At 64.6% G+C, this 12,069-nt stretch carries 11 protein-coding genes; 4 read left to right on the forward strand and 7 right to left on the reverse strand.

Annotated elements, in window-relative coordinates:
- Positions 1–51: 51 nt before the first annotated feature.
- The 4 genes from ACE3OK_RS04550 (at position 52) to ACE3OK_RS04565 (ending at position 4,433) form a co-directional block, all read left to right on the forward strand.
- The gene (locus ACE3OK_RS04550; protein WP_374248370.1) at positions 52–1,866 is read left to right on the forward strand and encodes an SLC13 family permease; all 1,815 of its coding nucleotides are present in this window, start codon (positions 52–54) and stop codon (positions 1,864–1,866) included.
- Between the two features lie 70 nt (positions 1,867–1,936).
- Positions 1,937–3,340 carry a cardiolipin synthase gene (gene cls / locus ACE3OK_RS04555; protein ID WP_374248525.1) on the forward strand — a complete coding sequence of 468 codons (1,404 nt, stop codon included), beginning with the start codon at positions 1,937–1,939 and terminating at the stop codon, positions 3,338–3,340.
- 59 nt (positions 3,341–3,399) lie between these two features.
- Positions 3,400–3,675 (forward strand): hypothetical protein, encoded by a 276-nt coding sequence (locus ACE3OK_RS04560; RefSeq protein WP_374248371.1) that lies wholly within the window; start codon positions 3,400–3,402, stop codon positions 3,673–3,675.
- Positions 3,672–4,433, forward strand: coding sequence for a pyridoxine 5'-phosphate synthase (locus tag ACE3OK_RS04565; RefSeq protein WP_374248372.1), 762 nt, complete (start codon positions 3,672–3,674; stop codon positions 4,431–4,433). The genes ACE3OK_RS04560 and ACE3OK_RS04565 overlap by 4 nt, the downstream gene beginning before the upstream one ends.
- Before the next feature lie 112 nt (positions 4,434–4,545).
- Here ACE3OK_RS04565 and ACE3OK_RS04570 read toward each other — a convergent pair whose 3' ends face one another.
- The 7 genes from ACE3OK_RS04570 to recF all read right to left on the reverse strand — a co-directional run bounded on the left by ACE3OK_RS04570 (position 4,546) and on the right by recF (position 12,027).
- Entirely contained in the window at positions 4,546–4,959 is a 414-nt protein-coding gene (locus tag ACE3OK_RS04570; RefSeq protein ID WP_374248373.1) for an ExbD/TolR family protein, read from the reverse strand.
- Between the two features lie 12 nt (positions 4,960–4,971).
- Positions 4,972–5,406: an ExbD/TolR family protein gene (locus ACE3OK_RS04575; RefSeq protein WP_374248374.1), complete on the reverse strand. Its 435-nt coding sequence runs from the start codon at positions 5,404–5,406 to the stop codon at positions 4,972–4,974.
- Between the two features lie 35 nt (positions 5,407–5,441).
- Positions 5,442–6,200 (reverse strand): MotA/TolQ/ExbB proton channel family protein, encoded by a 759-nt coding sequence (locus ACE3OK_RS04580; protein ID WP_374248375.1) that lies wholly within the window; start codon positions 6,198–6,200, stop codon positions 5,442–5,444.
- 77 nt (positions 6,201–6,277) lie between these two features.
- Positions 6,278–6,952 carry an energy transducer TonB gene (locus ACE3OK_RS04585; RefSeq protein ID WP_374248526.1) on the reverse strand — a complete coding sequence of 225 codons (675 nt, stop codon included), beginning with the start codon at positions 6,950–6,952 and terminating at the stop codon, positions 6,278–6,280.
- A 152-nt stretch (positions 6,953–7,104) separates the two neighbouring features.
- Positions 7,105–8,244, reverse strand: coding sequence for a tetratricopeptide repeat protein (locus ACE3OK_RS04590; protein ID WP_374248376.1), 1,140 nt, complete (start codon positions 8,242–8,244; stop codon positions 7,105–7,107).
- A gap of 115 nt (positions 8,245–8,359) precedes the next feature.
- Positions 8,360–10,822, reverse strand: coding sequence for a DNA topoisomerase (ATP-hydrolyzing) subunit B (gene gyrB, locus ACE3OK_RS04595; RefSeq protein WP_374248377.1), 2,463 nt, complete (start codon positions 10,820–10,822; stop codon positions 8,360–8,362).
- A 113-nt stretch (positions 10,823–10,935) separates the two neighbouring features.
- Positions 10,936–12,027 (reverse strand): DNA replication/repair protein RecF, encoded by a 1,092-nt coding sequence (gene recF, locus ACE3OK_RS04600; RefSeq protein ID WP_374248378.1) that lies wholly within the window; start codon positions 12,025–12,027, stop codon positions 10,936–10,938.
- Positions 12,028–12,069 lie beyond the last annotated feature (42 nt).

Consider the following 12,069-nt stretch of genomic DNA (forward strand, 5'->3'; position numbering starts at 1 on the left):
CATGCCGTAGCGTGATGCGGCAAGCCCGCGCAACTGGGGCAGAATGAGGCCATGCATCTTGACCAACACCTCTGGTCACAGTTCGCCTTCGGCCTGATCCTGGTCGGCGGGCTGTACCTGTTCATCAGCGAAAAGCTGCGCGTCGACGTCACCGCCATGCTGATCCTGGCGGCACTGGTGCTCACCGGCATCCTTGACGAAAAGCAGGCGCTGTCAGGCTTTTCCAGCGAACCGGCGATCATCGTGGCGGCGGTATTCGTGATTTCCGGTGCGCTCGGTGCCACCGGCATCAGTGAAAAACTGGGCAGCTGGATCGAACGCGCTTCCGGCCACGCCGAGTGGCGCACCATCGCGGTGGTGATGCCGTTGGTGGCACTGCTGGCCGCGTTCACCCACCACGTGATGGTGACCGCGATGATGCTGCCGCTGCTGTTGCGGCACGCGCACAACCGCAAGCTGCCGGCATCGCGGCTGTTGATGCCGATGTCGCTGGCGGCGTCGCTGGGCACCACCTTGACCCTGTTCAGCGCACCGGCATTCCTGCTCGCCAACGACATGTTGCAACGGACGGGTGGCACCGGGCTGGGGATCTTCGCGATCACCCCGATCGGCATCGCGCTGGTGCTGGTGGGCACCGCCTACATGCTGCTGACCCGTTGGCTGCTGCCCAAGCGCAACGGCGAGCGCAACGACGACGACTACCTGCGCTTGGACCGCTACCGCACCGAGCTGGTGGTGGTGAAGGACGGCCACTGGTGCACGCGGCCATTGGCCGACCTGCAACGCGCGCTGGGCGAGCGCTTCCGCCTGCTGGGCTGGCTGCGCGACGGCATGCAGCGCGCCGACCTGGGCAGCAACAGCCCGCTGCTGGCCGGCGACGTGCTGCTGGTGGAAGCCGCCGCCGACGAATTGCTGTCGTTGCACGACGACGCCGGGCTGGACTTGAACGCGATCGCCCGTTTCGGTGCGCAAGCCAGCGGCGACGGCAAACCGCAACTGGTGCAGGCGGTGGTCGCCCCGGGTTCCGAATTCATCGGCCGCAGCATTCGCGAGCTGGACTTCGCCCGCCAGTTCCGCACCGTGATCGCCGGCCTGTGGCGGCGCGGCGAGCAAATGGCCGAACGCCTGTCCGATGCGCGCCTGCGCGAAGGCGATTTGCTGGTGCTGTGGGGGCAACCCAGCCGCTTCGCCGAACTCGCCGCCCACCACGGTTTCCTGATGCTGGTGCCGTTCGCCGGCGAGGCCAAGCGCCGCCTGCGCGCGCCGCTGGCGCTGGTCATCCTGGGTGTCACCATCCTGGCTGCGGTCAGTGGCAGCCTGCCGCCGCAGCTGGCGTTCCTGTTCGGGGCCGCGGCGATGGTGGTCACCCGCTGCATCGACGTGGAGCAGGCGTACCGCAGCATCGACACGCGCATTTTCGTGATGATCGCCGGGGTGATCCCGCTGGGGATCGCAATGGAAAAGACCGGCACTGCCGCCTTGCTGGCGCAGGGGCTGGCGCACCTGATCGCGCACTGGCCACCGCTGGCGATCCTGCTGGTGGTGTTTTCGCTGGCCGCGCTGCTCACCCAGGTGATGAGCGATGCCGCCACCACCGCCCTGCTGGGCCCCATCGCCATCGCCACCGCGCATGTGCTGGGGCTGCCGCCGGCACCGTTCGTGGTGTGCACGGCCCTGGGCGCGGTGGTGGCGTTCCTCACGCCGATCGGCCACCACGGCAACCTGCTGATCCTGCGGCCCGGCCAATACAGTTTCGGCGACTTCCTGCGCATCGGATTGCCGTTGACCGCCCTGATTGCGCTGGTCAGCGCCTGGCTGGCACGCTGGCTGTGGATGGGCGGGCCGCTGCTGCCATTCTCCGGGTAAGCCGTCGCCACGCCCTCGCAGAGGAGACCTTCGTCTGGACACCCTGTTGCACGGCCTGCACGCCCTGTGGATGCTGCCGCATGCACGCACCTGGCTCACCCTTGTCTGGGTGCTGTACCTGCTCGGCCTGGGCGGCTGGATCGTGCTGCAAAAACGCGAGCCGGTGGCCACCCTGAGCTGGCTGGTCAGCCTGGCGGCGTTGCCGATGGTCGGCTTCCTGATCTATTACGTGCTTGGCCCGCAGCGCCTGCACCGGCAGCGCGCGCGCCGCCATCGCAAACACGCATCGCTGCCGGCGGAACTGCTGGACGGCGACGATGCCAGCCTGGAATTGCGCACCCTGGCCCGTGCCACCAGTGGCCTGCCTGCCACCACCGCCACCCGTGCATGCCTGCTGATCGACGGCAGCCGCAAATTCCCGGCACTGCTGGACGCCATTGCCACTGCCCGCCACCACATCCATCTGGAGTACTACATCTTCGAGCCCGACCACACCGGGCGGGCAGTGCGCGATGCACTGGTTGCGCGTGCGCAAGCAGGCGTGGCGGTGCGCCTGTTGGTGGATGCGGTCGGGGCCAAACACGCCAACCGACGCTTTTTCCGGGCATTGCTGGAGGCGGGCGGCGAAGTCGCGTGGTTCCATCCGTCGCGCCTGTGGCTGCCCTGGCGGCGGCCGTGGCTGAACCTGCGCAGCCACCGCAAGCTGGCGGTCATCGATGGTGCCATCGGCTTCATCGGTGGCATCAACATCACCGATGAAGAGGATGAACGCCAGCGCGGCGATGCCTATCGCGATCTCCACCTGCGCATCGAAGGCGATGCGGTGCGTTCGTTGCAGGAAGTGTTCGTCGAGGACTGGGCGTATGCCACCGGCCAACGGCATTTCATCGAAGCACTCGCGCTGGCCATGCCCAAGCGGCAACCCGGTGCCCTCCGCGTGCAACTGCTGGCCTCCGGCCCGGATTCGCCGTGGGAGGCCATCCACCGCCTGCATGTCGGTGCCATCCACGCCGCCAATCGCCGGATATGGCTGAGCACGCCGTATTTCGTGCCGGGTGAAGCCGCGATGATGGCGCTGACCTCGGCCGCCCTCGGGGGCCTGGACGTGCGCTTGCTGGTCCCGCGGATGAGCGACAGCCGGCTGGTGACGTACTGCGTGCGCTCCTATTACGACGATCTGCTGGCCGCCGGGGTCAAGGTCTACGAATACGGCCCGCGCATGCTGCACAGCAAGGCCCTGTTGGTCGACGAGCGCCTGGCGATCATCGGCAGCGCCAATTTCGACCACCGCAGCTTCCGCCTCAATTTCGAGGCGTCGCTGCTGCTCAACGATGGCGGCATCGCCCGCGACCTTGCCGCCCTCATGGAGCAGGAGTTCGCCTGTGCCCGGCAGGTCCGCGCCGACCGACCCCAACCGCTGCTGCGCAGCCGCCTGCCCGAGGCATTGGCACGCCTGCTGGCCCCCCTGCTTTGACCCTGCCGACGCCGCCGCGTGCGGCGTACACTGCGCCATCGTTCCCGGGAGATCCCCGCATGCCCTGGTTGTTCCTGTTGCTGGCGATTGCCGCCATGGCGATCGCGTTCATCACCCCTTCCACGGCCGTCCTGCTGGGTTGCCTGCTGGCGGCGCTGGTGTTGTTCGTGCTGTGGGTGCTGGGCCTGTACCAGGCACGGGTGGCCAACCAGGGCCGCGATCTCGCACAACTGCTGGACCCGGCCGAGCTGCGCCGTTTGCGCGAGCAGGCGCAGGCGCGCATCCCCGGCGACAACGACGACGATTCGTCCGATTCCAGCATCCGCCTGCCATGACCGCACTGAGCGTCAATCTCAACAAGATCGCGGTGCTGCGCAACTCGCGCGGTGGCCGTGAGCCGGATGTCGTCACCGCCGGGATCGCCTGCCTCGACGCCGGTGCGCATGGCCTGACCGTGCACCCGCGCCCGGACGCCCGCCATATCCGGGCCGACGATGTGCTGGCCCTCGGTGGCCTGTGCCGCAGCCGAGGCGTGGAATTCAACATCGAAGGCAACCCGTTTGCACCACCACGTCCTGGTTACCCCGGCCTGTTGCCGTTGTGCCAGAGCGTGCGGCCGGCGCAAGTCACGCTGGTGCCCGATGGCGATGGCCAGCTCACCTCCGACCATGGCTTCGATTTCGGCGCGGACGGCCACCGGCTGGCGCCATTGATCGCCGCACTGCATGCCACGGGTGCGCGTGTCAGCGTGTTCGTGGACGTTGGCAACCCACACGTGGCCGATGCGGCCGCACTGGGGGCCGATCGCGTCGAGTTGTATACCGGCCCCTACGCCGAGGCGTTTGCCGCCGGCGCCCCGCAGCCGGCGCTGGATGCCGCTGCGCACACGGCGGTACTGGCGCAGGCCGCCGGCCTGCAAGTCAATGCCGGGCACGATTTGTCACAGGCCAACCTGGCCGCTTTCCTTGCCGGCGTTCCCGCGGTGCGGGAAGTATCCATCGGCCATGCCCTGATCGGCGAAGCCCTGTATGCCGGCCTTGATGCCACCGTGCGGGCCTACTGCACCATCATCGACACCGCCCATCGCACTTGATGCGCGGCGTGTTGCCTGCCGGGCGCAGGAAGAACCAAAAAAAAACGCCACCCGAAGGTGGCGTTTTCGTCATCCACGACGGACCCCGGAACCCCGGGGCCTGAAACGGTTGTTATTTCTGCACGAAGCCGATCTTGGCCATGTCCGCATTCTTGGCGGCGGCCAACACCTTGGCCAGCACGCCATACTCGGCCTGGTCGTTGGTATCGATCTGCAACTCCGGCTGGTTGCTCGGGTCGCGGGCAACTTCTTCTTCCATCATCTTCTGCAACGCACTCACCGGTGTCGGCGAATTGTCCCAGAACACCTGGCCGCTGCTGTCGATGCGCAACTCGATCGGCTTCGGCGGCTCCTTCTGGTTGTCCGGCGGGGTTTGCGCCTTTTGCGGTAGATCGACATCCACCGGCACCGACTGGATCGGCATGGTCACCATGAAGATGATCAGCAACACCAGCATCACGTCCACCAGCGGCGTGACGTTGATGTCGGCCATGGCACCTTGGCTGGATTTGGTCGAAAAGGCCATCCTGGAGTCTCCTTACTGACCTTTCTTCGGCGGGGTGGTGATGAAGCCGACCTTGGCCATGCCCTGCTGCTGCGCGATCTTCACGATATCGTTCACCAGATGGTAGGGCGTGGCCTTGTCGCCGCGGATCTGTACCGGCGGTTGCGGGGTCTTCTGTGCTTCCACCGACAGGCGGCTTTCGATCGCCTGCTTGGTGGTGGGCTCGTCGTTCAGGAAGATTTCGCCCGCCTCCGTCACCGAGATGGTGATCGGGGGCTGCTGCTGCTTCTTGTCGTCATTCTTCTTGACGACCACCGCTTCCGGCAGCTGCACCTTGACCTTGTGGTTCATCAGCGGCGTGGTGATCATGAAGATGATCAGGAGCACCAACATCACGTCCACGAGGGGCGTGACGTTGATTTCCGCCATCGGCGCGCCTTCTTCCTTGTTGCCAACACTCGCACCCATGGTCAGGGGCCTCCGTCAGGATCCGTTCGCTTCGATCAACGCTTGCCGGCCGCTTCGCCGACGCGCGAGCCGGTGGCGAAGAAGTCGTGCAGGTCGTGCGCGAAAGTGTCGAACTGGTTGTTGGTCACGCGGTTGAAGCGCACGAAGGCGTTGTACGCCAGCAGCGCCGGGATCGCGGAGAACAGACCGATGGCGGTCATGATCAGCGCTTCACCCACCGGGCCGGCCACGGCCGAGATCGAGGCGTCGCCCGAGGAACCGATCTTGATCAGGGCGTGGTAGATGCCCCACACGGTACCCAGCAGGCCGACGAACGGTGCCGCCGAGCCCACGGTGGCCAACACGGTCAGGCCGTCTTCCAGACCCAGCGATTCACGGGTCACGGCCTGGCGCAGGGCACGGTCGACGAACTCGGAGCGGTTCAGCGACTCGGCCAGGCGCGAGCCATCCTGACGCTGGTGGTGGGCGGCTGCCTGGGCGGCATCCAGCGCGATCTTGGAGAACGGCTCGGACTTCGGCTGTTCTTCCATGAAACGGATCGCGTCCTGCGCGTTCGGGGTTTCCCAGAACGTGTTGACCACGCGATCGGCGCGGCCACGCAGGCGGATGTTCTTGAGGAAGTTGATGATGATCCAGTACCAGGACATCAGCGACATGATGGACAGGGTCAGGAACACGGCCCAACCGACCGCGTCGAAGCCCTGGATCAGATGGTCGAAGCCCATCTGCTGCAGCGCGGCGGCGTTGTTGCCTCCGGCGGCGGCAGGTGCGGCAGCAGCAGTATCTTGCAACATAACGCTTACCTTTGGATGTCGTGGATGGGGGGTGTAGCTCTGGAGAATTGATCAGGGTAAAGCAGGTGCAGCTGAACTCATTGGAGCTTCCACTCTACCGGTACGCGTACGCGACTGGCGACCTTCTGCCCATTCTTGCGCTCCGGATTGAAACGCCACTTGCGTGCACCTTGTTGGGCTGCACGATCCAAGTTGCGGTTACCGCTCGACTTCTCAACTACAACATCGAGCACGCCACCATTCTCGTCGATGCTGACGATCAGGATCGTCGTACCTTGCACTCCACGCCGCAACTCTTCCGCTGGATACCGCGGCGGATTCATGGCACGCGAAGAAGCATCGACGCTGGAACCGATGTCCGGCACCGATGCCGGCGGCGACGGCGGTGACGGCGGTGGAGCCTGCACGTCACTGGCGCGAGCCTGGTCTAGCACCACCGGCGGATCGTCCGGCGGCGGCGGGGTCACGGTCTTGACCGTCGGCGGTGCCAGCGTCTTGATCGGCGGCGGCGGCTTGTCGGTCGGCGGCGGCGGCGGCGGCGGCGGCGGCGGCGGTGGCGGCGGCTGGATGAAGGTGACATTGACCACATCGGTCTTGTCCGCATCCTGCGCCGGGGGCGCAATCGGCGACAGCAGCAGCAGCAGCGCTGCAGCATGCAGGGCGATGGCGAAGCTGATGCCGGTGATGCGCGGCCAGCTCAAACCGCCATCGCGGTCATCATTTTTCTCGATGTAGGCGAGATCTTGCGTCATGCGCACGGCTCTGCTAGGGGGAGCCCCGACCGTTCTGATCGGGGCGAACACTGCGCGGTGTTTCGACCGCAGGAACTGTCTAGTTTATACCAGTCATGTGGACTTGTTCCAAGTCCCGACGCTGGCGTATGCAAAAAAGTGCGTGCTGCGTCTCAGCGCGCCAGGATGCGATTGGCATCCTCCGGCTTCTTCACGCCCTTTTCCAGCGCCTGCTTGGCCGCCGCCTTGGCTTCCGCTTTCTTGCCCGCCATGTCCAGCACCTTGGCAAGGTTCAGGTACGCTTCGCCATCGGCCGCCATCGGTGCAGCGCGCTTGTAGAACTCGATGGCCAGCGGCAGGTTGTCGGCCGCATAGGCGTTCTGCGCCAGCACCTGGTAGTCGCGCGCCAAATCCGGGCCCGGCTTCAGGATGCCCTTGGCCGTTCCATCCTCAATCACTTTCCGCGCATCATCCCAGCGCTCCACGTTCATGTACCCGATGTACAAGGAACGCAACTCCCTGGATTCCGTCAGCATGTTGCGTTTGTAGGCATCCTCCAACAAGCCATTCGCTTCCGGAAACTTTCCTGCGTTCTGCAAGGCAGCTACGGCATTCATCAAGATGCGTTTGTCATTTGGATTTTGCGCAATCAGGCTCTTGTAGATCGCAGCGGCTTCTTCGTACCGCTCCAGGTTGGCCAAAATCCCCGCGCGAAACGCCAAGTGTTCTGCTTTGTCGGATTTGGTTTCTGCCAGAAAACGATCCATGGTCTTCAACGCATCCGCAAACTTGTCCTCACCGAACTGGGTCGCGGCCAAGTTGTACATGGTCGAGTAGTGGCCGTCATTGTCCAAACCATTGGCTTCGACAGCTTTGGTGAAATACTCCTCGGCCTTGGCCTGGTCGTCTGCACTTGCTGCAGCGTTGCCTGCCATGGAGTAGGCAAACGATTTTTCATAGGCATTCGCGGACGACAACCCCACGATTTCGTCCGCTTTGGCCATCACGCCTGCCCAATCATCTTTCCCGTATTGCTCCTGCATTGCCTGCAGAAGCTTGCTTGCTTTCGGGGAAACCTTGATCTCCGGGGCTACACGGGCTGCATTGGGGTAGAGGGCCGGCTTCTTCGCTGCATCGCCGTCTTTTTTCCCGGACGGGTGCTCGCCTTTTCCATCCGACATGCTCCTTGCTCGCTGGTCAGCGTCACGCATCGACTCGCTTTTTTGCTGGGCAATGGCCGATGCCGCCAACAACGACACCCCGAGTGCGGCGGTCAGGGCAACAACAAGCGGGCGACGGAAAATCTGGGACATGGAACACCTCGATGGCTGGGACGCTGCCCGTGACGGCGGCGGGTACCGGATGAACGTAGCAGAAACAACATGAATGGACATCTGCCAAAACGCCTTCCGGCGTCCGGCCGGTGGTTCACACGTCCAGGTTGGCCACCTTGAGTGCGTTTTCCTCGATGAAGTTGCGGCGCGGTTCCACCACATCTCCCATCAACGTGCTGAAGATGGCATCGGCGGCCACCGCGTCTTCCAGCTTCACCTGCAGCAGGCGGCGCGTGTCCGGGTTCACAGTGGTGTCCCACAGCTGTTCCGGGTTCATTTCGCCCAGGCCCTTGAAGCGCTGGATCTGGCGGCCTTTCTTGGCTTCTTCCAACAACCATGCCTGGGCGTCGGCGAAGCAGACGATCGGCTGCGATTTGCTGCCGCGCACGATCCGCGCGCCATCGCGCACCAGCCCGTGCAGGCGGCTGGCGGCTTCACGCAGCGGGCGCAACTCACCGTGCTCGAACAGCGGCAGGGGCAGGATCTGGGTGAGGGCTTCGCCCATGTGCGTACGCGTCACCAACAACGCCGCCGGACGACTCTCCTGCGCGGGTTGCCAGCGCAGGGTGTAACGCGGTTTACCCAAACCGGTCTGGTTGAGGCGTGCCGCCAGGGTATCGAGCGCTGCGCTCATGTCGCCGTGCGCAGCCACGCTGGCGGCATCCAGCGGCAGGAAATCCACCAAGGCTTCCAGCACCCCCGGATCGAACCGATGGGCGTTGCGCGCGATCGCTTCCCGCGCGCGGGCATACGCCAGCAGCAGCCCTTCCAGTGCCGCGCCCTCGATCGCCGGCTCGCCATCGGCCGGCACCAGCCCGGCGCCCTCCACCGCGCTGCCGGCGAGGTAGGCGTCCAGCGCGGCATCGTCCTTCAGGTACAGCTCGTTCTTGCCCTGCTTGATCTTGTACAGCGGCGGCAGGCCGATGTAGATATGGCCGCGGTCGATCAGCTCCGGCATCTGCCGGTAGAAGAAGGTCAGCAGCAGGGTGCGAATATGGCTGCCGTCCACGTCGGCGTCGGTCATGATGATGACGCGGTGGTAGCGCAATTTATCCGGGTTATATTCATCCTTGCCGATACCGGTGCCCAGCGCGGTGATCAAGGTGCCCACTTCGGCGCTGGCCAGCATGCGGTCAAAACGGGCACGTTCCACGTTCAAAATCTTGCCGCGCAGCGGCAGCACGGCCTGGGTTTTGCGGTTGCGGCCTTGCTTGGCGGAGCCGCCGGCCGAGTCGCCCTCGACGATGAACAGTTCCGACAGCGCCGGATCCTTTTCCGAGCAGTCGGCCAGCTTGCCGGGCAGGCCGGCGATGTCCAGCGCGCCTTTGCGGCGGGTGAGGTCGCGTGCCTTGCGGGCGGCTTCACGGGCGCGGGCGGCATCCACGATCTTGCCGGCGATGGCCTTGGCTTCATTCGGGTGTTCCTGCAGGAACTCCTCCAGCCGCGCAGCGAACGTACTGTCCACCACCGGGCGCACGTCCGAAGACACCAGCTTTTCCTTGGTCTGGCTGGAGAAGCTGGGATCCGGCACCTTCACCGAGAGCACCGCGATCATGCCTTCGCGCATGTCATCGCCCGACAGCGCCACCTTGGCCTGCTTGGCAATGCCACTTTGCTCGATGTAATTGGTCAGGGTGCGGGTCAGCGCCGAGCGGAAGCCCTGCAAATGGGTGCCGCCGTCTTTTTGCGGGATGTTGTTGGTGAAGCAGAACATCGTTTCCTGATAGGCGTCGGTCCACTGCAGGGCGACATCCACGGTGATGCCGTTCTGCTCGCCGGTCACCGAGATCACGTTCGGGTGCAACGGGGTTTTCACCTGCGCCAGATGCTCGACGAAGCTCTTGATGCCGCCTTCGTACTGGAACACGTCGTGGCGGCCTTCCTCGCGCTCGTCCTGCAGCGTGATCCTGACCCCGGAATTGAGGAAGCTCAGCTCGCGCAGGCGTCGCGCCAGGATGTCGTAATGGAATTCGACATCACTGAAGGTTTCGGTGGAGGGCCAGAAGCGCAGCGTGGTGCCGCGCTTGTCGCCCTGCTCCCCCAGCCGCTTGAGCGGATGGACCGGCTCGCCGTGGGCGTATTCCTGCTGGTGGTGGCCACCATCGCGCCAGATGTCCAGTGTCAGTTTGCTCGAAAGCGCATTGACCACGCTGACACCCACGCCGTGCAGGCCACCGGACACCTTGTAGCTGTTGTCGTCGAACTTGCCGCCGGCGTGCAACACGGTGAGGATCACCTCGGCTGCCGACACACCCTCTTCCTTGTGGATGTCCACCGGGATGCCGCGGCCGTTGTCGGACACACTGACCGAACCATCGGCGTGGATGGTGACAAGGATGTTGTCGGCGTGACCGGCCAGTGCCTCGTCCACCGAGTTGTCGACCACTTCGAACACCATGTGGTGCAGGCCGGTGCCGTCATGGACATCGCCGATGTACATGCCCGGACGCTTGCGCACCGCTTCCAACCCGCGCAAGACGGTGATTTTGCTGGAATCGTAGTTGGAGTTCGGGGTGGCTTCGGGCGTGGTGCCCGGGGTTTGTTCGTTCTGCGACATCGACGCGTTCTGCTCCCGTGGCATGCACAGGGCACGCCAAGACACATTAGCTATAGGAGCCCGCAGTATAGCCGACCCGGGCTATCCCCAATGGATGCCCCTCAGGAAAGCGGCTACGACGACACCCTCGAGTGCAAGGCACCATGTTCCACGTGAAACGTGGTGACGGGCAAAGCCTGCTGCTGCAGGCCCGATGGCACATCGGTACCGGTCACGAAAACCTGGGCACCCGTGTCCTGCAATACTTCCAGCAAGCGTTGCTGATGCCATCGATCAAGCTCTGCACCCATGTCATCCAGCTGCAACAACGGCCAATGCCCTTGCAAACCCGCCAACAGGCTGGCCTGGGTCAACAACAGGGTCAATGCGAGCTGCTTGGTCTGGCCCCGTGACAGGGCCTCGCGCCCCGGGAGATCGCGCAACCGCAAGCGGAGCTCTGCCCGGTGCGGCCCCTGCGTCGTGTGCCCCACCGCCAGATCGCGCTCGCGAGACAACAACAAGGCATCTGCCAGCGACATGTCCTGCCGACGCCACCCGGGCTGCAATTCCAGTACCACTTCACCCACAACCGGCAACAGACGGGGCAGCAAAGCATCCAGGTGCGGCTGCAGATGGGTGACATGCAGGCTGCGCATGGCAGTCAAGGCTTCCCCCGCCGTGGCAAGCTCCAGCTCCCAGGCATCCAATGCCGACAGGCTGCCCCGCTGCCGCAACAAGGCATTGCGCTGTTTGAGTGCCCGGGAATACCGACGCCACCCGGGCATGAACCCATGTTCCACGTGAAACAAGCCCCAGTCGAGAAAACGACGCCTGACTTCACTGCTGCCGTCCACCAAGGCATGGCTGCCTGGCTCGAAGGTCACCACCGCCAATGCTTCGCACAATTGCCCCAACTGCTGGACATCCGCACCGTCCAACCGGGCCTGCCAGTGCTGGCCGGCATGTTGCAGGCCAGCGCGGCGGCGCAAGCCATCGGGTGCCACCCATTCCGTATAGACCTGCAGGGCAGGGGCACCCTGGCGGATCAACCCGTCACGCACCCGCCCACGGAAACTGCGCCCGTGGGCCAGCAGGTGCAGGGCTTCCAGGACGGTGGTCTTGCCGCTGCCGTTATCCCCGGTCAATAGGTTGAAACCGGGCAAAGGGGAAAATTCGGTTTCCGTGAATCGACGGAAATCGTGCAACTGAAGGCGTTCGATCAACATGCGGCGTCAAGGGCAGGAAAACGACAACGCCCGGCGAGAACC

It is taken from the genome of Thermomonas sp. (assembly GCF_041905325.1).
Taxonomy (GTDB): domain Bacteria; phylum Pseudomonadota; class Gammaproteobacteria; order Xanthomonadales; family Xanthomonadaceae; genus Thermomonas.

Coding starts and splice junctions, on each gene's coding strand:
- ACE3OK_RS04580 (WP_374248375.1), bottom strand. CDS start 6,200: ATGTTGCAAGATACTGCTGCTGCCGCACCTGCCGCCGCCGGAGGCAAC.
- ACE3OK_RS04575 (WP_374248374.1), bottom strand. CDS start 5,406: ATGGGTGCGAGTGTTGGCAACAAGGAAGAAGGCGCGCCGATGGCGGAA.
- ACE3OK_RS04565 (WP_374248372.1), top strand. CDS start 3,672: ATGACCGCACTGAGCGTCAATCTCAACAAGATCGCGGTGCTGCGCAAC.
- cls (WP_374248525.1), top strand. CDS start 1,937: ATGCTGCCGCATGCACGCACCTGGCTCACCCTTGTCTGGGTGCTGTAC.
- ACE3OK_RS04590 (WP_374248376.1), bottom strand. CDS start 8,244: ATGTCCCAGATTTTCCGTCGCCCGCTTGTTGTTGCCCTGACCGCCGCA.
- ACE3OK_RS04570 (WP_374248373.1), bottom strand. CDS start 4,959: ATGGCCTTTTCGACCAAATCCAGCCAAGGTGCCATGGCCGACATCAAC.
- gyrB (WP_374248377.1), bottom strand. CDS start 10,822: ATGTCGCAGAACGAACAAACCCCGGGCACCACGCCCGAAGCCACCCCG.
- recF (WP_374248378.1), bottom strand. CDS start 12,027: ATGTTGATCGAACGCCTTCAGTTGCACGATTTCCGTCGATTCACGGAA.
- ACE3OK_RS04550 (WP_374248370.1), top strand. CDS start 52: ATGCATCTTGACCAACACCTCTGGTCACAGTTCGCCTTCGGCCTGATC.
- ACE3OK_RS04585 (WP_374248526.1), bottom strand. CDS start 6,952: ATGACGCAAGATCTCGCCTACATCGAGAAAAATGATGACCGCGATGGC.
- ACE3OK_RS04560 (WP_374248371.1), top strand. CDS start 3,400: ATGCCCTGGTTGTTCCTGTTGCTGGCGATTGCCGCCATGGCGATCGCG.